Origin of the sequence: Dactylosporangium sp. NPDC005572, assembly GCF_040605515.1 — a bacterium.
Classification (GTDB): domain Bacteria; phylum Actinomycetota; class Actinomycetes; order Mycobacteriales; family Micromonosporaceae; genus Dactylosporangium.
Map to the genome: position 1 here is coordinate 1 of NZ_JBEXCY010000064.1, position 22,196 is coordinate 22,196.

A 22,196-nucleotide genomic window follows, 5' to 3' on the forward strand; every position below is an offset into this window, starting at 1 on the left:
TCGGCACGCTCGACACGGCGACGAGCTCGGTGCCGGAGGTCATCTCCCTGATGGTCGGCCGGGCGATCACGGGTGAGCAGCGGCCGCGCGCGGCGGTGACAGCCGGCGAGCCGGTGCTGTCCGTGCGGGGGCTGCGCACCCGGGCGCTGCTGCGCGACGTCAGCTTCGAGGTGCGCCGCGGGGAGATCCTCGGCTTCGCCGGCCTCATGGGCGCGGGCCGCACCGAGGTGGCCCGCGCGATCGTCGGCGCCGACCGCCGCGACGGCGGCACGGTCGCGGTCCACGGGCGTGAGGTCTCGATCGCCAGCCCGGCGGACGCCGCCCGGGCCGGGATCGGCTACCTGTCCGAGGACCGCAAGCACTTCGGCGTGCTGCTCGGCCGCAGCGTGCGCGACAACGTCGTGCTCGCCTCGATGCCCCGGTTCACCTCGCCCCTCGGGTTCGTCGCCGACCGGCTGATCGGCCGGACCGCGACCGACTACGTCGCGCGGCTGCGCATCCGCACGCCGTCGACCGGTCAGCTGGTACAGCACCTGTCGGGCGGCAACCAGCAGAAGACCGTCGTCGCGAAGTGGCTCGTGCGCGACTGCGACGTCCTCATCTTCGACGAGCCGACGCGGGGCATCGACGTCGGCGCGAAGGACGAGATCTACGCACTGCTCGACGAGCTCGCCGCGGCCGGCAAGGCGATCGTGATGATCTCGTCCGAGCTGCCCGAGGTGCTGCGCATGTCGCACCGCATCGCCGTCATGTGCCAGGGACGGATCACCGCAATTCTCGACAACACCGACGCAACCCAGGAAAACATCATGGACTACGCCACCCGCTTCAACACTGAAGGAGCCGAAGGAACGGTGACCAGGTGACCTCGATCCCCGTCAAGCGCCCGATCGTCGCCCGGATGCGCGGCTCGGTGCAGCAGGTGCTCGCCCTCGCCAGCCTGATCGCGATCCTGGTGTTCTTCTCGTTCGCCAGCCCGTACTTCTTCACCCCGAGCAACCTGGTCGGCATCCTGATGGCGGCGACCGTCACCGGGATCCTGGCGCTCGGCACGACGTTCGTCATCGTGGCCGGCGGCATCGACCTGTCGATCGGCACCGGCATGATCCTGTGCGGCGTCATGACCGGTGTCTTCCTGACGTACTGGGGCTGGCCGGCCTGGGCCGGGGTCACCGGCGCGATCCTGTTCGGCGGCCTGATCGGCTTCGTCAACGGGTTCAACGTGTCCGTGCTCGGCCTGCCGCCGTTCATCGCGACGCTCGGCATGATGCTCGTCGCGTCCGGCCTGTCGCTGGTCATCTCGGGTACGAAGCCCATCTACTTCAAGGAGCACCCCGACTTCCAGCTCCTGATGAACTTCTCGGTCATCCCGGGAGCCCGCTTCCCGCTCGGCGTGCTCATCTTCCTGTCCCTCACCGTCGTGGCGGCGGTCGTGCTCGGCAAGACGATTGTGGGGCGCTACGCGTTCTCGATCGGCAGCAACGAGGCCGCCACCGCCCTGTCCGGCGTCAACGTGGTGCGCTGGAAGCTCACCATCTACACGATCGCCGGGCTGTTCGTCGGCATCGCGGGTGTCCTCGCCGCGAGCCGGCTCAGCTCCGCCCAGCCGGTCGGCGGGATGGGCCTGGAGCTGGAGGCCATCGCGGCCGTCGTCATCGGCGGCACGTCACTGCAGGGCGGTCGCGGTTCGATCGCCGGCACGGTCGTCGGCGCCCTCATCGTCGCCGTGCTCACCAACGGCCTCCGTGTCACCGCAGTACCGCAGGAATGGCAGTCGGTCGTCGTCGGCTGCGTGATCCTCGTCGCCGTCTACGTCGACATGCTGCGCAGAAAACGCGCCTGATCCCTCCCACACCCCATTTGAAGGAGTTCGATCGATGAACAGAAAGGCCTTCGTCGCGCTGCTCGGCGCGACCGCGATCACGGTGGCCCTCGGCGCCTGCTCCGAGGCCGCCGACAAGCCCGGCGGTGGCGGCGACGAGAAGCCGTACGTCGCGCTCATCTCGAAGGGTTTCCGCCACCAGTTCTGGCAGGCCGTGAAGGCCGGCGCCGAGCAGGCGGGCAAGGAGTTCAACGTCACCGTCACGTTCGAGGGCGCGCAGGAGGAGGGCAACGTCGAGCAGCAGATCCAGCTGCTGCAGACGGTCATCGACAAGCACCCGGACGCGATCGGCTTCGCCGCCATCGACAGCCAGGCCGCCGGCCCGCTCATGCAGCAGGCGAAGAACGAGAAGATCCCGGTGATCGCGTTCGACTCGGGCGTGGACAGCGACGTGCCGGTCACCACGGCCGCCACCGACAACCTCGCCGCCGCGGCCGAGGCCGCCAAGCACATGGCCGAGAAGATCGGCCACGAGGGCAAGATCGCCATGGTCGTGCACGACCAGACGAGCGTCACCGGCGTCCAGCGCCGCGACGGCTTCGTCGACTACATGAAGAAGAACGAGCCGAAGATCCAGATCGTCGACATCCAGTACAGCGGCGACCCGCTCAAGGCCACCGACCTGGCCAAGGCGATCATCACCGCCAACCCGGACCTCAAGGGCATCTACGGCTCGAACGAGGGCGCCGCGATCGGCGTCCTGCACGCGGTCCAGGAGCGCGGCCTGACCGGCAAGATGACGGTCGTCGGCTTCGACTCGGGCAAGGACCAGATCGACGCGATCAAGGCCGGCACGATGGCCGGCGCGATCACCCAGAACCCGGTCGGCATCGGCTACGAGACGGTGAAGGCCGCGGTCGCCGCGATCAAGGGCCAGTCGTTGCCGAAGTCGGTCGACACCGGCTTCTACTGGTACGACAAGGCCAACATCGACGACCCGAAGATCTCCGCCGTCCTGTACCAGTGACCGGCGCGCCGCCGGCCGGACGCGGGACGATCCGCGCCCGGCCGGCGGCGAACGTCAGGCCGGGAGAACGTCAGGCCGGCGGCGACCTGGCCACAGTCCACCGCCTGCTGACCCAGCGCTCCTGGCCTGCGGACGCCTGCGCCGCTGACCCGGCGCGGGCAGCCACGGCCGCCGGCGTTCCGCATCACGGCGCCTGCCGATTCTGGCCGAACGCTGCTCGTGGTAAAGTTGGGGCGTTGCAAGCTTGATTTCCACATACGTTGCCTCGCCCGTGGGTCTCGCACCTGCGGGCGTTGTCAGTATTTGCCGGGTTTCCGGAGCAGGGTCATCAAAGCGGCGACGCGGGAGTCCACACCGTGTGGCCTCCATCTGCCTTGCGAAGGAGCAGGTCATGACCATCGGTACTGTGAAGTGGTTCAACGCGGAGAAGGGCTTCGGCTTCATCACCCCCGACGACGGTGGCGCCGACGTGTTCGCCCACTACTCGGCGATCTCGGCGAGCGGTTTCCGCAGCCTCGAGGAGAACCAGCGGGTCGAGTTCGAGATCACCCAGGGTCAGAAGGGGCCGCAGGCGGCCAACATCCGCGCCGTCTGAGCGTCCCGCCCTTGAGCGACGCCTGGCCGGTCGGCGACCGGCCGGCCTGACGCACCCACAAACGCCCCGCACTAGTGCGGGGCGTTTGCCGTCGGTGCCGCTCAACGCCCGCCGTAACGAGCGCCCGACCAGGCCCGGACGCGCGCTCAGGCCCCAGCCCGGGCGCGGTCAGCGCGCCCGGCGTGACGAGCGCTCGACCACGTCCGGGGTGCGCGCTCGATTCGTCCCTGCGGCGACTGCCCGGCGCGGCCCGGCCGACGCCTGGCGTGACCAGCAGCCAGCCAGGCCCGGACACGCGCTCAGGCCGCCACTCCGGCGACCACCCGGCCATGCCTGGGCGCGCTCAACGCCCGGCGTGACGAGCGCCCGACCAGGCTCGGGGCGTGTGCTCAGCCTCGCCGCGACGGCTGCCCGGCGTCGCCCGGCAGCCGCCCGGTGCGGCAAGCGCCTGGCGTGACCAGCGCCCTACCACGTCCGGACGCGCGCTCAGGCCCCCACCCCGGCGACCGCCCGGGCGGGTCCGGGCGGGTCCGGGCGCGCTCAGCGGCCGCCGCGGCGACTGCCCGGGCGGGCCTTGGCGGAGAAGGCGGCCGCACTGGAACGCACCGGTGCGGCGTGGGCCGAGGTCGTCTTCGCCTGTTTGCCGCCGGACTGCGATGCGGACTGGGCCGCGGCGGTCTTCGCCGGTTTGCCGCCGCTCTGTGATGCGGACTGGGCCGAAGCGGTCCGCGACCGCCGGCCGCCGGTCTGCTCAGGCTGCGCCCCCCGCCGCGGACCGGCGGACGCTTGCTGCGTCGAAGCGGTCAGTGACCGCCGGCCGCCGTTCTGCGCGGGCGGCGGTGTCGCCGGCTGGAGGACCAGGGTTCGCTCTCCGGGGGCCAGCGTGCGCAGCAACTCGTCGCCGGGGCGCAGCCGGGTGGTGGTCGCGGCGATGCCGGCCTTGCGGGTCAGTTCGCGGACCTCGGGCGCCTGGCCGTCGGTCATCAGCGTGACGACCGTTCCCGCCGCGCCGGCCCGGGCCGTGCGGCCGGAGCGGTGCAGGTACACCTTGTGCTCCGCCGGCGGGTCGGCGTGCACGACGAGGGCGACGTCCTCGACGTCGATGCCCCGGGCGGCGATGTCGGTGGCGACCAGCGTGCGCACGGCCCCGTCGGAGAACGCCTGCAGGCTCTTGGCCCGCGCGCCCTGGGCCAGGTTGCCGTGCAGCTCCACAGCGGCGACGCCCGCCGCGACCAGCCGGCGGGTGAGCGTCTTCGCGCCCCGCTTGGTGCGCGTGAACACGATCGTCCGGCCCGGCGCGGCGGTCAGCTCCACCAGCACGGCGAACCGGTCCTCGGCGCGGACGTGCAGGACGTGGTGGGTCATCGCGGCGACCGGCGAGAGCGTCGAGTCGACGCTGTGCTCGGCCGGGTTGGTGAGGAACCGCCGCACCAGCACGTCGACGCCCGCGTCCAGCGTGGCGGAGAACAGCAGGCGCTGACCGCCGGCGGGCGTCTGCTCCAGCAGCCACCGCACGGTCGGCAGGAAGCCGAGGTCGGCCATGTGGTCGGCCTCGTCCAGCACGGTGATCTCGATGCCGTCCAGGCGCGCGTGGCCGCCCTCGACGAGGTCGGCGAGCCGGCCCGGGCAGGCCACCACGACGTCGACCCCGGCGCGCAACGTGGCGACCTGGGGCCCGGCGGCGACACCACCGAACACGGTCATCGTCCGCAGCGACAGCGCCTTGGCCAGCGGCGCCATCACGGCGTCGATCTGGGCGGCCAGCTCGCGGGTGGGCGCGAGGATCAGCGCCCGGGGCCGCCCGGCCTTCCGTGCCGCCGTGCCGGCGGCGAGCCGGGTGAGCACCGCCAGGACGAAGGCGTACGTCTTGCCCGACCCGGTGCGGCCCCGCCCGAGCACGTCCCGCCCGGCGAGTGCGTCGGGCAGGGTCGCGGCCTGGATCGGGAACGGCCGGTCCACCCCGGCCGCGGCCAGCACGCGGACGAGCGCGGCCGGCACGCCGAGATCGGCGAAGCCGAGCCCGTCGGCGGACGCGGACGGGCTCGATGCACCGGTTGAGCTCGATGCGCCGGTTGCGGTGGAGGGGCCGGACGAGGTGGTCTTGCGGGGGCGGCGTGCCGCCATACAGGCTCCGAACGTCGAAGGACGTCCCGCCCGGCGCTGACCGTCTCGGCCGCGCGCGTGGCGTGGGACATCGAACCCGGCCCGCCAAACGTGCGGGCCGCGCCGTCAGCGTACCCGAGTCCGCGACCAGCCTCGCTGTCCGCCGGTCGGCGGAGCGCCGACTGTGGCCGCCGACACTGACCGCCGGCGGGGCGAAGACCCTGGCCGCCGACCGTGACTGAACCGTGACCGCTGACCGTGACCGCTGATCGCCGAACGTGACCGCCGGCCGGTCAGACCGCGACGACCTGCCACCGGCTCTGCTCGCCCATCCACGCCCCGGCCAGGATCTCGGCCGACTGCCGGCTCGGACACTGGTGGATCTTCGACCGGCCGGCGGCGCCGCCGGCGCGGGCCTCGACCTCCCACGACTCGCCATCGGTGCGGATGTACACGTCGCGACGCCCTCGCACGGTGCTCTGACCGTTCCACCAATGACGCTCGATTCTCACCCACCGACGGTATAGCACCAGGCCCCAGGCGCGAAACCTTCACGATCTTGACATCTCGGCTGATCACGCACGGTCGCCGCAGGCTCACCGCTCCGCAAGGAGCGCCGGCCGCTACTCGCTGCGTGCGCGCAGCTCGACCAGCAGGCCGTCGCGATCGGTGAGCAGGGAGCCGAGGATCCGCCTTCCGGCGGCGAGCAGGTCCGCCACGTCGGGGGTGCTCAACGCGTACATCACCAGGGAGCCGTCCCGGTAGGAGGTCACAATCCCGGCCCGGCGCAGCACGGCGAGCTGCTGCGAGAGGTTCGACGCCTCGACCTCGATCTCGGCGAGCAGGTCGCGGACCGGTCGCGGACCGTCCTGGAGCAGCTCCAGCACGCGAATCCGGACGGGGTGGCCGAGTGTCCGGAACATTTCCGCCTTGGCCTGGTACAGCGGGACCGACATACGACATCCACCTCCCCCGGGGCCTCGCAGCAAGGTTAGCAGCCGGTGGAGCCCGGCACGGCACCTCGGACACGCCGTGCGACCGTCTCGACTTGAAGACTTTATCAACTGCTAAAGTCTTCCAATCCAGGACGGACGGAGGCGGTGATCATGGCGGTCCGCAGTGCGGCGGTCCGTGGTACCGCCGGCCGGCTGACCCGGCTGACCCGGCTGCTCCCCACGCGGTCGGACTGGGTTGCGGCGCGCCGCAACCCGCGACGGGACCTGCTCGCGGGACTCACCGTCGCCGTGGTGGCGCTGCCGCTCGCGCTCGCGTTCGGCGCCTCCTCCGGGCTCGGCGCGGGGGCGGGTCTCGTGACCGCCGTCGTCGCCGGGGCGGTGGCCGCCGTCTTCGGCGGCTCGAACCTGCAGGTGTCCGGGCCGACCGGCGCGATGACCGTCGTGCTGGTGCCGGTCGTCGCCGACTTCGGGCCGGCCGGCGTGCTGATGGTCGGGGCGATGGCCGGCGTGGTCCTGCTCGTCCTCGCGCTGGCCCGCCTGGGCCGGTACGTGCGGTACCTGCCGACCCCGGTGATCGAGGGGTTCACCGCCGGGATCGCCGTCGTGATCTCTTCTTCGCCGCCGCCCACCACTTCCTGCTCGAGCTGTCCGAGGTCGCCGACGTCCGCGTCGTCATCCTGCGCATGTCGCGGGTCACGACCGTCGACGCAACTGGCGCGCACGTGCTGGGCGACGCCATCTCCCGGCTGCGCCGCCGCGGTATCACGGTGCTGCTGTCCGGCATCGCCCCGCACCACGACCAGGTGCTCACCGCCCTCGGCGTCGCCGACCGGCTCCCCCGGTTCCCCGGCACCCCGGAGGCGATCGCGTACGCCCGCGACCTCATGCGCGGCTCCTGAGCCCTCCCGACTCGAAGAGTTGATAACCTCTGCAATTGATGAAGGCCTCAGACGATGGCCGACGACCCCTGCGGGACCTCGCGCTGCGCTACACGCACGGGGCCGGCCGTCTCGCGGCCGCGATCGCCGCCCGCCCGGAGACCGCGGCCGAGGTGACCGGCCGCCCGAACCGGGTCGCGGTGATCAGCGACGGCAGCGCCGTGCCCGGCCTGGGCAACGCCGGGCCGGCCGCCGCGCTGCCGTTCGTGGAGGCCAAGGCGGCGCTCTACGCCGAGGTCGCCGGCATCGACGCGGTACCCATCTGCCTGGACACCGGCCACGCCCACGGCACCGACGGCGTGGTCGCCGCGGTCCGGGCGATCGCGCCGACGTTCGGGGCCGTCGACCTCACCGGCTTCGCCTCGCCGTCGTGCCGGGACATCGAGCGCCGCCTGCGGATCGCGCTCGACATTCCGGTGTTCCACGACGAGCAGCACGCCACCCCGGTCGTCGTCCTGGCCGCGCTCCGCAACGCGCTGCGCGTCACCGGCAAGGACCTGCACACCGCCCGCATCGTCGTGCTGGGCGCGGGCGTGACCGCCGGCGCAGTGACCCGCCTGCTGCTGCACGCCGGCGCCACCGACGTGACGGTCTGCACCCCGCACGGCATCCTCGACCCCGGCCCCGGCACGCCGCCCGAGCCCACCGCGTGGCTGGCCGGCCACACCAACCCGCGGCGAGTGCAGGGCGGGCCCGCGCAGGCCCTCGCCGGCGCGGACGCCGTCGTCGCGGTGAGCGCCGACGGAGGGCTGGATCAGCACCTGGTGGAGACGATGGCAGCGCGACCCGTGGTGTTCGCGCTGGCCGGCCCGCCTCCCCCGGCCGGGCCGGCCGCCGTGACGGCGACCGGCCTCACCGAGCTGCTGGCGTTTCCCGGCATCGTCCGCGGGCTGCTCAGCGCCCGGGCGCCACGGATCACCACGGCGATGCTCCTGGCCGCCGCCGACGTCCTCGCCGGGCTGCTCGGCGAGGATGCGCTCGGCCCGCACCGGCTCCTGCCGGACGTCCTCGACCCCCAGCTGGCGCCCACCATGGCCGCCGCGGTCGCCGCGGTCGAGGCGTCCCGCCGCCGGGCGGAGCCGACGTTGCACCAAGCCTGAACCGAGCGAGCACTGAGCTTGTCAGCTCGCGTCGCCACCGTAGGCGTCGCGGTCAGTCGACCGGTCGGTACCAACGGCACCACGGCTTCGGGACCTTTGCCCCGTTCGGGGTGGTGGGGGCGGCCGCAGGCTGTGCGGTGAGCGCATCCGGGAGTGCCATGAACCTCTGGTGCGCCGCCTTCGCATCCGACAGGGGGTCGACGCGGTGAGCAAGCAGGCACGGCAGGCACGCAGCGCCAGGTTGGCCGCGCAACAGCGCAGACAGAGACGGAACCGCCTGCTCGCCGCCGGCGGCGGCGTGGTCATTCTCGGACTGCTGGTCGCCATCGTCGCCGGCCTGGTCCACGCGGCCGGCACCGGCGACTCCCCGGAGGTCACCCAGCGGCCGACGGTGGCTCCGGCCAATGCCAACGCGTCCGGCGCCATCGTGATCGGCGACGCCGCCGCGCCGGTGCGGCTCGAGATCTACCTCGACTACATGTGCCCGTACTGCGGCCGCTTCGAGCGGGCCAACAGCGGCGAGCTGGAGCGCCTGGTCGCCGACGGTACGGTCCGGCTGGAGCTGTACCCGCTGGCGTTCCTGGACCGGGCTTCGGCGGGCACCAGGTACTCGACCCGGGCCGCGAACGCCGTCGCCGTGGTGGCCGACCGGGCGCCGGCCAAGGTGCTGGCCTTCAACAGCGCGCTGTTCACCCGCCAGCCGCGGGAGGGTTCCGAGGGCCTGACCGACAACGAGATCGCCGCAGTGGCCGTCGGCGCCGGCGTGGCCCAGGACGTGGCCGGGCTCTTCACCGCCGGCACCTTCGAACCCTGGATCGTGACCCGCACGGATGCGGCGTTCGGCACCGGCGGCATCACGGGCACCCCGACGGTGAAGATCGACGGAGCGATGTTCAAGGGCGACCTCTACACGGCCGGCCCCCTGACGCAGGCGGTCATGGACGCCAAGAGCCGGCCGTGACCGGGACGCTGACCCGCCTGCGCCGCGTGCGCCACAGCAACGTCTGGATCCTCGGGACGATGCTGTTCTCCGCCGGCCTGAGCCTGACGGCGTCGTTCGTGCTGTCCGTCGATGCGATCCGGCTCGCCGAGGACCCGGGCGCCAGCCTCTCCTGCAACCTCAACGCCGTCATCAGCTGCGGTACCGTCGCCGGTTCGTGGCAGGCCCAGCTGTTCGGCTTTCCGAACGCGTTCCTGGGCCTCGTCGCCGAGCCGGTCGTGATCACCATCGCGGTGGCCGGCCTGGGCGGCGTGCGGTTCCCCCGCTGGTTCATGTTCGCCGCGCAGGTGGTGTACACCCTCGGCGTGATCTTCGCGTACTGGCTGTTCTACCAGTCGATGTTCAACATCGGTGCGCTGTGCCCGTGGTGCCTGCTGGTGACGGTGTCCACCACCCTCGTGTTCTCGACACTGACGCACATCAACATCCGCGACGGCAACCTGTTCCTGCCGCGTCGCGTCGGGTCGGCACTGCGCGGCGCGATCGACGCCGAGCTCGACGCCGTCGCGGTGACCATCTGGCTGCTCGTCCTGGCCCTGGCCGTCGTGCTCAAGTACGGCGACGCGCTGGTCGCCTAGCCGCGCGCGCACGGCGGCGGCCCGGAGTGCCTGCAGGCCCCTTCTCGCCGCCGTCGCGTCGGCGTTCGATCAGAGGCGCCGGCGGTCTCCGGGCCGGCCGAATGCGGAGGGGCTGTAGTAGCGGGTGACGGTGCCGTCCTTGCCGACCTCGCGGCTGTAGTGCTTGAGGAAGGCCCACAACAGGGGCGGCTCCTCGGCCGTGGTGTTGTGCGAGCGGTAGAGGTTCCTGGTCACCTTGAAGATCGGGATGGGGGTGCCCGGCGCATTCCAGGTCCAGGTCTGGAAGCGGTCGTGGAAGCCGCTGCGCCGTCCGGCCGTCGTGTCGACGTCGGCGAGGGTCAGGCCGTCGACCCCGAGGTGGTACTGCGCCCAGCTGTCGGTCAGGTTTGCCGTGTCGTCCCAGAGCGTGCCCACGAACTGCTGGATGTCGCCGTACCCGTAGATCATGTAGTTCGGGATCGGCTTCCCGCCGGCCGGGTACGCCACACCGTCGATGCCGATCGTGCCGGCCGCGTTCGGGGCAGCGGGGAAGGACGTCGTCGCGACCGCGGCGAAGTACTCGGGGAAGGCGATGGCGAGGTTCTGCGTGACCTGGCTGCCGGCGGACTGCCCGGTGGAGTAGCAGCGAGTGGGGTCGACGTCGTAGCGGGCGGTGATCGTCTCGCGCAGCTGCCGGAAGAAGGTCAATGAGTCGCGGTGGCTGACGACCACGGACGTGCGGCTGTACTGCTCGCAGACGACGACGAGGACGAACCCTTCGCGTTCGGCGACCTTCCACCACTGCGTGGCGTCCATGAACACCTTGTCGGTCTGGCTGTCGCCGGGCCAGACGAACACGACGGGCGCCCTGCGCCCAGCGGATCGGGGCACGTACACGAGGTACTCCCGGACGAAACCCGCCACCTGCATGGTGTGGACCTCGATGCCGAGCCGCCGGAAATCGGCGCGCTCATACAGCGCGTTGCCGTACGCGAAGAAGTTCTCGTAGCGGGTGTAGGCGGACAGGAACTCGACGATCTGGCGGGTCGTCGTCCTGCTGCGGGGCTCGGTGCGGCGGGCCTGGACGGCGACCTTCGAGATCGGTCCGGCGTGCGACGTCATCCACCGGCCCGAGCCGGGGCGCTGCCGGTACACGGTACCGAGGGTGCCGTCGCGGCCGGCGGAGGCCACGGTGTCGTTGGCGTGCTTCCAGTAGGCCACGCTCGCGGCGGACGAGCGCGGGTCGGGGTGGAGGTACCAGGTCGGCAGCACCGTCTCGTCGTAGCGGATGCGCCGGAGACCGGGCGGCAGGTCGACCGGGGTGTACTGCGACTGGCCGTCGAACTCACGCGCCGCGTACGAGGCGAGGTAGGCGGCGCTCAGGCCGGCGGAGCCGACGTATGCCTGGGCGATGACCCGCAGCGGGTTCGCGACCGCCCACGCCTCCAGGACGGGGGCGCCGCCGCCGTACCCGACGAGGTAGTGCTCCCCGAAGATCGAGAAGTAGCTGTTGGCCTGGTAGAACGCCATCGCCGCCGCGACGTACGCGGCCTCGGCCTCGGCGTCGGCCCAGCCGCCCGGTCCGGGCTCGAGGACGAACAGGCCCTCCTGCCGCTGGTCGGCCACGTCGCGCCAGCCCGACGACTGCAGGAACTCCGCGGTGCCGGCTCCGTCTGGTACCGCGATCACCGTGTAGTAGGAACGGATGGGCGTCTCGGCGGGGAGGTACACCTTCGCGGTGCGTGTCGCACCGGCGACGTCGAACGACCTGGTCCAGTACCCGGCCATCTCCCGCGGCAGGCGGTTGGCGCGGGTGTAGTCGTAGGCGGGGAACGGGCGGCCGTCCAGGGGCTGCGCCTCGCCGAGCTCGCCGGGGCGGTGCGGTGCCGCGTACGCCGCGGTGGTGAAGCCCTCGGCCGTCAGTGCGGCGCCTACCGCGAGCGCGGCGGTACCCACCAGAAGGTGACGCCGGTCGATGTTGGTCATGGCGCGACCGTAGTAGCGGCCCGCCAAGCGGTCCACACGAGCCACACAATCATGCACCCCGTATCGAAACCACCGCTTGCCCCTTCCGAATCCGATTCCTTAGCATGACGGTGGACCTCTAGATGGATCACATGGTCCGCCTGGTGGACCAGGTCGGCATCCTTGAGTACCCGGTACCGGCGCGGTGACCTTCGGCCCTTGGCGGTGTGACCTCCGGCCCATGCCCGCGCCCGGAAGGCCGCGAATGCTGTGCCGGACGCGACCCACGACCAGGAGGCCTCCCCGATGACCACCACCACCGCGGCTGATGCCGGCTCGGCGTACACCTTCAGGAACGCGGATCCGCAGGGCTCGCACCAGCTGACCCTGCTGGCCGACATCCTCGACGAGCACACCATCAAGGTGCTGGCCTCGATTGGCACCGGCATCGGCTGGCGCTGCCTGGACATCGGTCCCGGTGCCGGCACGGTGACCCGCTGGATCGCCGGCCAGGTCGGCCCGACCGGCGGCGTCACGGCCCTGGACCTCGACCCGCGCCACATCGCCGCCGCGGCCGACAACATCACCGTCCTGCAGGGCGACGTGCGCACGGTCGACCTGCCACCGCAGCAGTACGACCTCATCCACGCCCGGCTGGTGCTGCTGCACCTGACCGAGCGGGACCTCGTTCTGCGGCGGCTGGCCGATGCCCTGCGACCCGGCGGCCTGCTCGTGGTGTCCGACTGGGACTGCACCGACCGGAACTGGCTGCTGCACGCCGGCAGCCCGGAGGCCGCCGAGGCGTACGACGCCTTCCAGGACGCGATCCTGTCGATCCTGACCGAGCACGGCGCCGACCTCGGCTGGGCCCGCACCGTCCCCCTCGCGATGCGGGCCGCCGGGCTGGCCGACGTGAGCACCGTGGTCCACAACCGGCTGTGGCCCGGCGGCACGGCCGGGAACCTGCTGCACGTCAGCAACTCCTACCAGCTCCAGGCCGAACTGCTCGACCGCGGGATGACCGCCGAGCAGCTCGGCCTGCTCCGCGAGGCCATGCACGACCCGCAGACGCTCGCGTACTCCTACTGGATGTTCACCACCGTCGGCCGCCGCGCCGAGCCGTAGGCGACCGCACCCGGGGCGGCTCGGGACGAAAGTCCCGTGCGGCCCCGTCGACGTCCTCTGCCCGCGGGATCCGGACCGGCGCATGCTGACGGCACAGACCGAGGAGGGCGTCATGAACCGTCAACGCATCGTCGCCGGATACGACGGATCGGCCGAGTCGGGCGCCGCCGTGCGCTGGGCCGTCGCGGAGGCCGGCCGGACCGGCGCCGCGCTGCACATCGTGCACGCCTACCAGCCGCCCTGGACCGTCGCCTACTACGACGGCGTGTCCGCGCAGGCGGCCGCCGACGCGGAGACCCTGGCCGAGGAGAAGCTCGACGAGCTCGTGGCGCACCTGCACGAGCGGCACGCCGGCGTCCGGGTCGTCGCCACCACCGTCCGCGGCGTCCCGGCACCGGCCCTGCTCGACGCCGCGGCCACCGCCGGGCTACTCGTCGTGGGCAACCGCGGCTCGGGCGGCCTGACGAACCTCCTCATGGGCTCGGTGAGCCAGCAGGTCGCGACACACGCAGCGGTGCCGGTCGCGGTCGTGCGCGGGCGCTCGGACGCGGACGACGGGCCGGTCGTCGTCGGTGTCGACGGCTCGCCGTCCACCGATGCGGCGCTCGCCCTCGCGTTCGAGCAGGCGGCCTCCCGGGGTGCCGAGCTCGTCGCCGTCCGCGCGTACGTCCCGCCGCCCTCCGTGCTGCCGCTGAGCACGGTCGAGGCGCCGGAGCGGGCGGCGCTGCAGCAGTCCCTGACCGGCTGGTCCGAGAAGTACCCGGCCGTCAAGGTCCGGGCCGTCGTCGCCATGGGCCGCGCGGCCGAGGTCCTCGTCGGCGCTTCGCGCACCGCGCGGCTCGTCGTCGTCGGCAGCCGCGGGCACGGCGGCTTCACCGGCCTGCTGCTCGGCTCGGTCGGCCAGCAGCTCATGCACCACGCGGAGTGCCCGGTGCTCATCGCCCACCGCCGCGAACACCCCTGAACCGGATGGCCCGGGGCCGCCGCCCGCACTCCACGCGGGCGGCGGCCCCGATCAGCGCGCGAACCGCTCGGCGATCGCCTCGACGACCGACGGGTCGTCGGTGAAGACCGGGTCGTCGGGGCGCGGGTCGTGGAAGACGATGTCGGTGAAGCCGAGGCGCTCGTACCGGCCGACGAAGTCCTCGAACGCCGCCAGGCCGGCCAGGGGGCGCTCCTCGGTGTTGCCGATGAGGTAGATGCGGTCCAGCGACGCCGGGTCACGGCCCAGCTCGGCGCAGCGCTCGTCCAGGATCGCCGCCTGGGTGCGCACCGCACGCTCGGTCGCGGCGGCCGACTGGTCGCTCGCCCCCGGGTCGCCGTAGGTGATCCACGCGTCGCCGAGGCGGGCCGTGAGGGCAAGCGCCCGCGGGCCGGCCGCGGCGATCGCGAGCGGCAGCCGCGGCCGCTGGACGCAGCCCGGGACCATCCGCGCCTCGTCGACGGTGTAGTACGCGCCGCGGTGGCTGTAGGCGGGTGCGCGCAGCAGCCCGTCGAGGACGTCGACGAACTCGGTGAACCGGGCGGTGCGCTGCCCCGGGGTGAGCGGCGCGTCGCCGAGGACGGTGGCGTCGAAGCCGGTGCCGCCGCCGCCGATCCCGAGCGTGAGGCGGCCGTCGCTGACGTGGTCGAGGGTCATCGCCTCCTTCGCCAGGTTGACCGGGTGGCGGAAGTTGGGCGAGGTGACCATCGTGCCGAGCCGCACCCGGCTGGTCACCCCGGCGATCCCGGTCAGCCAGGGGATCGCCGCGTGCCACGGCCGGTCGCGGTACCGTCGCCAGGAAAGGTGGTCGTACGTCCACAGGTGGTCGTAGCCGATCGCCTCCAGATGCCTCGCCCGTTCGACCGTCTGTGGCCATGGGTCGGCCGGGAGCAGCAGGACACCGATTCGCACCGGGTGATCGTATGCGCCCGTTCCCGACGGCGGTCAGCGCTCGTGGGTGACGGTGCGGCCGGAGCGCCACGCGCCACCGGCCTCGTACCGCTGCTCGACGTGGACGTGTCCGGCGTCGACGCGGATGACGTTCCACGAGCGCGGCGCGCCGCGCAGCCGCCGGCTCGTCGCCGTGCCGGCCACCACCTCGACCGGTCCGTGACCGGTGGCCGGGTCGAGCAGCCGGTGGCTGGCCGGCACGTGGGTGTGACCGGCGAGCACGAGGTCGACGTGCGCGGCGGCGAGGGCACGCAGCAGTTGCGCCCGGCCCACGATCCGGGCCGGGCCGCCGGCCGACGGCGGGTGGTGCAGCGCCAGCAGCCGGATCGCGCCCGCCGGCGCGGCGCCGAGGTAGGCGGCGACCAGGGCCGACTGGCGGCGGGTCACCCGGCCGCCCTTCCAGCGCCAGCGTGGCATCGACTGCAGTCCGAGCGCCCGGACGTGCGGCAGGTCGAGCCGTGGATCGAGGTCCGCGTCGATCCAGGCCCGGTAGCCGGCGTACGGTGCGAGCAGTCGGCCGGGCCTGAGCAACGGGACGTCATGGTTGCCGGTCACCACGAGGCGGGGCGCCGGAAGGCGGTCGAGCAGGGCGCGGGCCTGCGCGAACTGGCGGTCGCGGGCGCGCATCGTGCAGTCGCCGGTGACCACCACCAGCCCCGGCGCGACCGCCGCCACGTCGTCGACGAGCGCGTCGGCCGCAGCCGGTGCGTGCGCGCCGAAGTGCAGGTCGGACACGTGCGCGATGACGAACGGCGCATCCGCCGGGCCGACGCTCACGGCCGGGCCCGGCCGGTCGGGAACGCGAGGCGGTACAGCCGGTGCCACGAGACCGGATGCCACGGCCGGCGGCCCGGCCCGGTTCGCGGTACCCAGACCCGCAGCGCCCCGGGCTGGATCCGGCACCGCACCGGCGTGGCCACCCGGGCCGGCTCCCCGTCGATGCCGACCGGCACCGACGGCGCGTCCGCGTCGACGACGACCTCGCCGGCCGTGACCCGGGTGATCGCCCGCGACCGGCCGCCCCGCACGAGCCGGGCCGCGTCGGCGGCGCTGTCGACGTTGACCGCGAGCACACCGAGCACACCGCCGTCGAGCCGCTCGCGCCGGCCCAGCCCGGCGACGTCGCCGACCGCGTACGGGTTGTTGCTCACCAGGACGGCCTGCGACCCGGCCACGAGCGTCGGCCCGGCGCGCAGGCGCAGGCGTGCGTGCTGGGCGGTCAGCAGGTCCGGCAGCAGGTCCAGGGCCGTGGCCGTCTTGTCCGCGCGGTACGCCGGACTCTGCACCACCCCGGCGTAGGCGCCGAACGAGGCGTTGTTGACGAACATCCGGTCCCCGGCCCAGCCGACGTCCACCCGGACCTCGACGCCGTCGGCGAGCGCGTCCAGGCACCTCGCCGGGTCGGTGCGGTCGAGCCCGAGGTCCTTGGCGAAGTGGTTGCGGGTGCCGGCGGCGACCACCAGGAACGGCAGCCCGCTCTCCACCGCGACCTCGGCCACGCGCGCCTGCGTACCGTCACCGCCGGCCACGCCGAGCAGATCCGCGCCGGCCCGGACGGCCTGCCGGGCCAGCGCGGCGACGTCAGCCGTGCCCGGCCCGTCCAGCAGCACCACCTCGGCACCGAGCGCGCGGGCCCGGCGCACCAGGTCGAACCGCTCCACCTTCCCACCGCCGGAGCGAGGGTTCATGATGACGAACGGCCGGCGCCGTGGCGGGAGGTCAGCGGTCACCCGCTCAGCCGTACCCGTGCGGCCCAGCGCGGCCGAGCCCACCGCCAGTGCCACGGCCCACAGCGCGCCGCAGGCCAGCACCAGCCACAGCAGCCCGGCCCGGGCGTACAGCGCCACCACCGTCACCGGCGCCGCGATCGTGAGCGCCGCGGCGACCAGCCGCCGGATCCCGCGGTACACGAGCAGCCACCAGAGGCCGGCGAGACCGGCCACGACACCGGCGGCGCCCAGGGCGAGCAGTCCGACACTGCGGATCCCGGCGACGCCCACGAGCAGCCCGGCCGCGGCCACGGCCGCCGCGAGCGCCGCCCGGGCGAGCCACCGCGAGGCACCGTCGCCGTCCGGTGAACCGCGCCCCGACCCCACGCCGCTCACGCTGCTCCCGGCCGGGCGGGGCGCCCTCATCCAGCCCGGGTGAGGCCGGCGGGACGACGCTCACCCCGTTCGGGCGAGGCGGCGCGGCGACGGAGTGATGAACGTTGCAATTGGGGAGACAGGCGTCGAGGAGGACAGATGTCGTCGTACTCGCTGTGGGACGTGCTGCTGACCATGCTCTGGTACTTCGTGTGGTTCCTCTGGATCTTCCTCGTCATCACGGTGCTCGTCGACGTCTTCCGCAGTCGTGACCTCAGTGGCTGGGCGAAAGCGGGCTGGACGCTGCTCACGATCGTGCTGCCGTTCGTGGGCGTGCTCGTCTACCTGATCGCCCGCGGCGACCGGATGTTCGTCCGCAAGGCCGGCGAGGTGCAGGCGCGCGAGGAGCAGTTCCGTGCCTTCGTCAGGGACGCAAGCGGCGGGGGAACCGCCGCGGAGCTGACCAGACTCGCCGAGCTCCACGACCACGGCGTCATCACCGACGCCGAGTTCGAACGGGGCAAGACCAAGATCCTCAGCTAGCCGGGAGGCGGCAGTGGATGCATACCCGGCCATCGAGCGTCACGGCCTCATCGGCGACCTGCAGACCGCGGCCCTGGTGACCGACGACGGCACCATCGACTGGTTCTGTGCACCGCGCTTCGACGCTCCGAGCATCTTCGCCGCGCTGCTCGACCGCCGCAACGGCGGCTGCTTCCAGCTCGTCCCCGACGGTGTGCAGTTCGTCAGCAAGCAGCTCTACCTCCCCGGTACCCCCATTCTGATCACGAGGTTCCTCAGCGCCGACGGCGTGGGCGAGCTGATCGACTTCATGCCGGTCGCCGGCGACACCGCCACCGACGTCCACCGCATCGTCCGGATGGTGCGGATGGTCCGCGGCCGGTTGCGCTTCCGGGGCGAGTGCCGGCCACGGTTCAACTACGCGCGCGACGAGCACGAGAGCGAGATGACCCCGGACGGCGCCGCGTTCCGGACTCCGCACTGCGCGGTGAACGTCAACGCCGTGCGCCGCCACGGAGGACTCGTCCGGCCGGAGGACGTCCGGCGCGACGGCAACGACATCCACTTCACGGTCACGCTGTCCGCCGGCGACGTCGGCGGCATGCTCCTGGAGACCCAGCCGGAAGGGCCGCCCCGGGCGGTCTCCGCCGACGAGGTCCTCCACCTGTTCCAGCAGACCCGGGACTTCTGGCGCGGCTGGATCGGCCGCTCCCGGTACCAGGGACGGTGGCGCGAGATGGTGGAGCGCGCCGCGATGACGCTCAAGCTCATGACGTACGCGCCGACCGGCGCGCTGGTCGCGGCCCCCACCGCCGGGCTTCCCGAGCAGGTCGGTGGCGAGCGGAACTGGGACTACCGCTACACCTGGATCCGCGACGCCTCGTTCTCCGTGTACGCGCTGCTCGGCCTCGGCTTCACCGCCGAGGCACAGGCGTTCCTGCAGTGGCTCAACGACCGGGTGCGGTTCGCGAGCGAACACTCCTCCCCCTTGCAGATCATGTACCGCGTCGACGGCTCACCCGACCTCGACGAGGAGATCCTCGACCACCTCGAGGGGTACCGGCAGTCCGCCCCGGTGCGGATCGGCAACGGCGCCGCGACCCAGTTCCAGCTCGACATCTACGGCGAGGCGCTGGACTCGCTGCGGCTCGCCGACGCGCACGAACTGCCGATCTCGCACGCGGCCTGGGAGCACGTCGCGCACGTGGTCGACTGGCTCTGCGAACACTGGGACGAGCCCGACGACGGCATCTGGGAGACCCGCGGCGGCCGGCAGGACTTCACCTACGGGCGGGTCATGTCCTGGGTCGCCTTCGACCGGGCGATCCAGCTGGCCCGGCGCCGGGGCCGGCCGGGCGACGTCGACCGCTGGACCGGCATGCGCGACAGGATCTACCGGCAGGTCATGCAGCGCGCCTTCCACCCGAAGCGTGAGGCGTTCGTCCAGCACTACGACACCGACGTGCTGGACGCCTCGCTGCTGTACATGCCCCTGGTCGGCTTCATCTCGCCCACCGACCCGATGTGGGACACGACGCTGCGCGCCATGGACGAGGAGCTCGTGGCCGACAGCCTGCTGTACCGGTACGACCCGGCCGCGTCCCCGGACGGACTGCGCGGAGCCGAGGGCACCTTCACGATGTGCACCTTCTGGTACGTCGACGCGCTCGCCCGTGCGGGACGCCTCGGGGAAGCCCGGCTGACGTTCGAGAAGATGCTGACCTACAGCAACCACCTGGGCCTGTACGCCGAGGAGATCGCGCCGACCGGCGAGCAGATCGGCAACTACCCGCAGGCGTTCAGCCACCTCGCGCTCATCAGCGCCGCGATGAACCTCGACTACCAGCTGGACCACGGCTCGGGCTGGGTCGAGCCGGTCCTGCGCCACGGCGTGGCGACGTCCTCCCGCTGACCGGCTACCGCCGTCTGGGAAGTCGCTCCGCGAGGGTCTCGCGCAGGTCGTCGGGCAGCCCGTCGATCTCGACCAGGCCGGGCAGCAGCTCCGGCTCGGTCATGTACGCCCGGAACGCCTGCGCGATCGTGACGCCGTGCGCCGGGCGGTCCTCCACGGTCACCGGGTCGCCGGCCCACACCTCGCCGGGCTCCAGCACGCGCAGGTACGCGCCCGGGCGGTTCGACCGGGTGAAGGTCTTCACCCAGCGCGGCTCGCCCATCTTGTGCTGGAACGTGGCGCATGGGATGCGGCCGAACGTCGGCTGGAGGACCAGCGTCGGACCGATGCGCCACCGCTCGCCGATGACCGCGCCGTTGACGTCGACCTCCTCGGTCGTCAGGTTCTCGCCGAAGAGGCCGTTGGCCAGCCGCCGGCTCAGCCGCGCCTGCCACCAGTCGTAGTCCTCCCGCGCGTACGCGTAGACGGCCTGGTCATCACCGCCGTGGTGCTCGATGTCGAAGATCTGGTCGCCGACCAGTCCGCTGTGCAGCCCGGTCGTCTTCGGCCCCGGCGCGCGCACGGTGACCAGGTGGTCGACCGGCCGCTTGTTGATGCCCGTGATGCCGACGCCCTTGGCCGGGTTGGGCTCCGGTACCGCCAGGTTGACCGAGACGATCCTGCTCACGCCCGACAACCTAGCCGTCCCGGCCATCGTGCGCCGTCCATTTTCAGGCGTCCCGGCACCGGTCCCGGACCTCGGGGAGCCGCTGGAAGCCGGCCGACGTGTACGTGGCGACGGCGCCCGCATTCGAGCTCGGGGTGCAGACGAGCGCGCTCGACGAGCCGAGCTCCCGCAGCGCGGCCGCCGCGGCGACCGTGATCGCCCTGCCGTGGCCGCGGCCGCGATGGTCCCGGTGCACGCCCATCGGTTCGAGCAGCCCGGGCCTGCCCGGACCGGCGGACCACACGGTCACCGCCGCCACCGCGTTGCCCTCGTCGTCGTACGCGACCAGGCACCGGGCGTCGGCGTACGGCAGTCCGCCCGCCATCGCGTGCCAGCGCTCGTCCGTGAACGTCGACCGGTCGAACGACGCCCGCTGGACGGCGGCCCGCACGTGCGCCCGCTCCGGCCCGACCACCTCGATCCGCCCACCCGGGTCCTGCACCGGCGCCGTGAGGTCGCGGCGCAGCGGCGTCCACGGCTCGTCGGCGTTCCAGCCGTCCTCGGACAGCACCTCCTGGACCAGCGCGCCCGTCGGCGCCTCGACGGACACCCGCCCGCCGGTCGGAATGCCGGCGGCATCCGCAACAAGCTGCCGCGCCAGCTCCTCGTCCCGCCGGGCGTCCGGCGCGATGGTCAGCCGCAGCAGCGCAGGACCGTCGAGCAGGCCGACAGCGAGCGTCTGCCCGGCCCGGCTCCAGGTCCGCACCGCCGCCGCCGTCGCCTCGGCACCGAACCGCCAGAACCAGCCCAGGTCCCCCGGATGCAGCTGCATCGGCACCCCCTCGGACTGCCACTCGCGCAGCACGCCCACAACCCCGCGCAGCTCGTCGACTCCCGGCCCGGCCAGCTCAATCGCCACGCCCCGATCACACACCACCACGCCGACAATCCGCACCCGGGTTACGACCGGAGCGACGTTGTCAGGTCCTTGCAACGATCGTCGATTTCTTGCATGTGCGTGATGGTCGCGGATTTGGCAGACTGCTGCGTCGCCTGCCCGTCGAAGAATTGAGGTGCTGACGATGCTTGACGATCAGGTCCAGCCCAACGAGACCACCGTGCCGTTGCTGCCCTGTGTGGCACCGGAGGAAACCCTGGCCTTCTGGCGCGCCCTGGGCTTCGCCGTGACCTACGAACAGACGAAGCCCTACCTGTACCTGGCGTTCCGGTGGCGCGGATTCGACCTGCACTACGGGCGCGCGTCCAGCACCGTGGACCCGGCGCTGGAGAATACCGGCGGATGCCTGGTCATGGTCGATACGGTCGCGCCGTACCACGCGGCCTTCGCTGCGGCGATGCGCCGCACCTACGGGAAGGTGCTGGCGAAAGGGCTCCCTCGGATGACGCGCTACCGGCCCGGTGCGTCACGGTTCACCGTCATGGACCCGTCGGGCAACTCGATCATCTTCATTCAGCGCGACGAGCCGGCGGAGTTGGAGTACGGCGGCTCCAAGCAGCTGCGGGGGCTTGCCCGGGTGCTGGACAACGTGCGGATCCTGCGTGAGTTCAAGAACGACGACCGGGCCGCCTTCCGGGCCCTGAACTCGGGACTGCGCCGCCACGGCGACACCGCGCCGGCCGTGGAGCAGGCAGTGGCACTGGCCGTGCTCATCGAGCTGTCGGCGGCGCTCGGGGAGTCCGAGCGGGTCCCGGAGTGGGGCGCCAGGCTTCGGCATCTCAGCCTGACCACGGAGGAGCGTCGCCGGGTCGAGTCCGCCGTCGCCGACCCCACGCTCCTGGAGCGGTGGATGCCCACCACCCCCTGACACACCGGCCACTGCGCGACGCCGACAACGAGGACCCGGGTGTTCACACACTCGGCGACGGCCGTACATGTGCTCGGTCGCGCGC

General features: G+C 72.6%; 22 protein-coding genes and 1 pseudogene. 14 read left to right on the forward strand and 9 right to left on the reverse strand.

Annotated elements, in window-relative coordinates; genetic code table 11:
- The 4 genes from ABZS66_RS27705 to ABZS66_RS27720 all read left to right on the forward strand — a co-directional run.
- Positions 1 to 866 (forward strand): sugar ABC transporter ATP-binding protein (locus tag ABZS66_RS27705; protein ID WP_354762544.1); only part of this gene is annotated, 866 nt, incomplete at its 5' end.
- Positions 863 to 1,843, forward strand: coding sequence for an ABC transporter permease (locus ABZS66_RS27710; RefSeq protein ID WP_354762546.1), 981 nt, complete (start codon positions 863 to 865; stop codon positions 1,841 to 1,843). The genes ABZS66_RS27705 and ABZS66_RS27710, both read left to right, overlap by 4 nt.
- Before the next feature lie 34 nt (positions 1,844 to 1,877).
- Positions 1,878 to 2,849 (forward strand): ABC transporter substrate-binding protein, encoded by a 972-nt coding sequence (locus ABZS66_RS27715; protein ID WP_354762548.1) that lies wholly within the window; start codon positions 1,878 to 1,880, stop codon positions 2,847 to 2,849.
- A 391-nt stretch (positions 2,850 to 3,240) separates the two neighbouring features.
- A complete protein-coding gene (locus ABZS66_RS27720) occupies positions 3,241 to 3,444 on the forward strand; it encodes a cold-shock protein (protein ID WP_354762550.1) in 204 nt (67 codons plus the stop codon).
- Between the two features lie 540 nt (positions 3,445 to 3,984).
- Here ABZS66_RS27720 and ABZS66_RS27725 read toward each other — a convergent pair.
- The 3 genes from ABZS66_RS27725 to ABZS66_RS27735 form a co-directional block, all read right to left on the reverse strand.
- Positions 3,985 to 5,568, reverse strand: coding sequence for a DEAD/DEAH box helicase (locus tag ABZS66_RS27725; RefSeq protein ID WP_354762552.1), 1,584 nt, complete (start codon positions 5,566 to 5,568; stop codon positions 3,985 to 3,987).
- A 272-nt stretch (positions 5,569 to 5,840) separates the two neighbouring features.
- Entirely contained in the window at positions 5,841 to 6,059 is a 219-nt protein-coding gene (locus ABZS66_RS27730; RefSeq protein WP_354762554.1) for a hypothetical protein, read from the reverse strand.
- A 111-nt stretch (positions 6,060 to 6,170) separates the two neighbouring features.
- Positions 6,171 to 6,503, reverse strand: coding sequence for a metalloregulator ArsR/SmtB family transcription factor (locus ABZS66_RS27735; RefSeq protein ID WP_354762556.1), 333 nt, complete (start codon positions 6,501 to 6,503; stop codon positions 6,171 to 6,173).
- Between the two features lie 150 nt (positions 6,504 to 6,653).
- On the opposite strand from ABZS66_RS27735, the pseudogene ABZS66_RS27740 reads away from it, so the two are divergent.
- The 5 genes and pseudogenes from ABZS66_RS27740 to ABZS66_RS27760 all read left to right on the forward strand — a co-directional run.
- A pseudogene (locus ABZS66_RS27740) lies at positions 6,654 to 7,058 on the forward strand (SulP family inorganic anion transporter); the annotation flags it as partial.
- A gap of 89 nt (positions 7,059 to 7,147) precedes the next feature.
- A complete protein-coding gene (locus tag ABZS66_RS27745; protein WP_354762653.1) occupies positions 7,148 to 7,402 on the forward strand; it encodes a sodium-independent anion transporter in 255 nt (84 codons plus the stop codon).
- A gap of 38 nt (positions 7,403 to 7,440) precedes the next feature.
- Entirely contained in the window at positions 7,441 to 8,541 is a 1,101-nt protein-coding gene (locus ABZS66_RS27750; RefSeq protein WP_354762558.1) for a malic enzyme-like NAD(P)-binding protein, read from the forward strand.
- A 205-nt stretch (positions 8,542 to 8,746) separates the two neighbouring features.
- Positions 8,747 to 9,502 carry a thioredoxin domain-containing protein gene (locus tag ABZS66_RS27755; RefSeq protein WP_354762560.1) on the forward strand — a complete coding sequence of 252 codons (756 nt, stop codon included), beginning with the start codon at positions 8,747 to 8,749 and terminating at the stop codon, positions 9,500 to 9,502.
- Entirely contained in the window at positions 9,499 to 10,119 is a 621-nt protein-coding gene (locus tag ABZS66_RS27760) for a vitamin K epoxide reductase family protein (RefSeq protein WP_354762562.1), read from the forward strand. The genes ABZS66_RS27755 and ABZS66_RS27760 overlap by 4 nt, the downstream gene beginning before the upstream one ends.
- Before the next feature lie 69 nt (positions 10,120 to 10,188).
- On the opposite strand, the gene ABZS66_RS27765 is transcribed toward ABZS66_RS27760, so the two are convergent.
- On the reverse strand, positions 10,189 to 12,084 hold the full coding sequence (locus ABZS66_RS27765) for a PHB depolymerase family esterase (RefSeq protein ID WP_354762564.1): 1,896 nt from the start codon (positions 12,082 to 12,084) through the stop codon (positions 10,189 to 10,191).
- 285 nt (positions 12,085 to 12,369) lie between these two features.
- Between ABZS66_RS27765 and ABZS66_RS27770 the strand changes: the two genes are divergently transcribed.
- Together ABZS66_RS27770 and ABZS66_RS27775 are read left to right on the forward strand one after the other, a co-directional pair.
- Complete coding sequence (locus tag ABZS66_RS27770; protein ID WP_354762566.1) at positions 12,370 to 13,188, forward strand: class I SAM-dependent methyltransferase; 819 nt, start codon at positions 12,370 to 12,372, stop codon at positions 13,186 to 13,188.
- A 112-nt stretch (positions 13,189 to 13,300) separates the two neighbouring features.
- Positions 13,301 to 14,152 carry a universal stress protein gene (locus ABZS66_RS27775; protein ID WP_354762568.1) on the forward strand — a complete coding sequence of 284 codons (852 nt, stop codon included), beginning with the start codon at positions 13,301 to 13,303 and terminating at the stop codon, positions 14,150 to 14,152.
- 51 nt (positions 14,153 to 14,203) lie between these two features.
- Here the strand turns inward: ABZS66_RS27775 and ABZS66_RS27780 are convergent, their stop codons facing one another.
- Genes ABZS66_RS27780 through ABZS66_RS27790 form a run of 3 tightly spaced genes read right to left on the reverse strand, consistent with a single transcriptional unit; the run spans position 14,204 to position 17,217 of the window.
- Complete coding sequence (locus tag ABZS66_RS27780; RefSeq protein WP_354762570.1) at positions 14,204 to 15,082, reverse strand: LLM class flavin-dependent oxidoreductase; 879 nt, start codon at positions 15,080 to 15,082, stop codon at positions 14,204 to 14,206.
- Positions 15,083 to 15,115: 33 nt separating this feature from the next.
- The gene (locus ABZS66_RS27785) at positions 15,116 to 15,898 is read right to left on the reverse strand and encodes a metallophosphoesterase (protein WP_354762572.1); all 783 of its coding nucleotides are present in this window, start codon (positions 15,896 to 15,898) and stop codon (positions 15,116 to 15,118) included.
- Positions 15,895 to 17,217: a diacylglycerol kinase family protein gene (locus ABZS66_RS27790; protein ID WP_354762574.1), complete on the reverse strand. Its 1,323-nt coding sequence runs from the start codon at positions 17,215 to 17,217 to the stop codon at positions 15,895 to 15,897. The genes ABZS66_RS27785 and ABZS66_RS27790 overlap by 4 nt, the downstream gene beginning before the upstream one ends.
- 147 nt (positions 17,218 to 17,364) lie before the next feature.
- On the opposite strand from ABZS66_RS27790, the gene ABZS66_RS27795 reads away from it, so the two are divergent.
- Positions 17,365 to 17,748, forward strand: a complete 384-nt coding sequence (locus ABZS66_RS27795; protein WP_354762576.1) for an SHOCT domain-containing protein — start codon at positions 17,365 to 17,367, stop codon at positions 17,746 to 17,748.
- A gap of 13 nt (positions 17,749 to 17,761) precedes the next feature.
- Complete coding sequence (locus ABZS66_RS27800) at positions 17,762 to 19,639, forward strand: glycoside hydrolase family 15 protein (protein WP_354762578.1); 1,878 nt, start codon at positions 17,762 to 17,764, stop codon at positions 19,637 to 19,639.
- A 4-nt stretch (positions 19,640 to 19,643) separates the two neighbouring features.
- Here ABZS66_RS27800 and ABZS66_RS27805 read toward each other — a convergent pair whose 3' ends face one another.
- Positions 19,644 to 20,306, reverse strand: a complete 663-nt coding sequence (locus ABZS66_RS27805) for an MOSC domain-containing protein (RefSeq protein ID WP_354762580.1) — start codon at positions 20,304 to 20,306, stop codon at positions 19,644 to 19,646.
- Between the two features lie 43 nt (positions 20,307 to 20,349).
- Positions 20,350 to 21,204, reverse strand: coding sequence for a GNAT family N-acetyltransferase (locus ABZS66_RS27810; RefSeq protein ID WP_354762582.1), 855 nt, complete (start codon positions 21,202 to 21,204; stop codon positions 20,350 to 20,352).
- 163 nt (positions 21,205 to 21,367) lie between these two features.
- Between ABZS66_RS27810 and ABZS66_RS27815 the strand changes: the two genes are divergently transcribed.
- Positions 21,368 to 22,111 carry a glyoxalase gene (locus ABZS66_RS27815; protein WP_354762584.1) on the forward strand — a complete coding sequence of 248 codons (744 nt, stop codon included), beginning with the start codon at positions 21,368 to 21,370 and terminating at the stop codon, positions 22,109 to 22,111.
- The last annotated feature ends 85 nt before the right edge of the window (positions 22,112 to 22,196 follow it).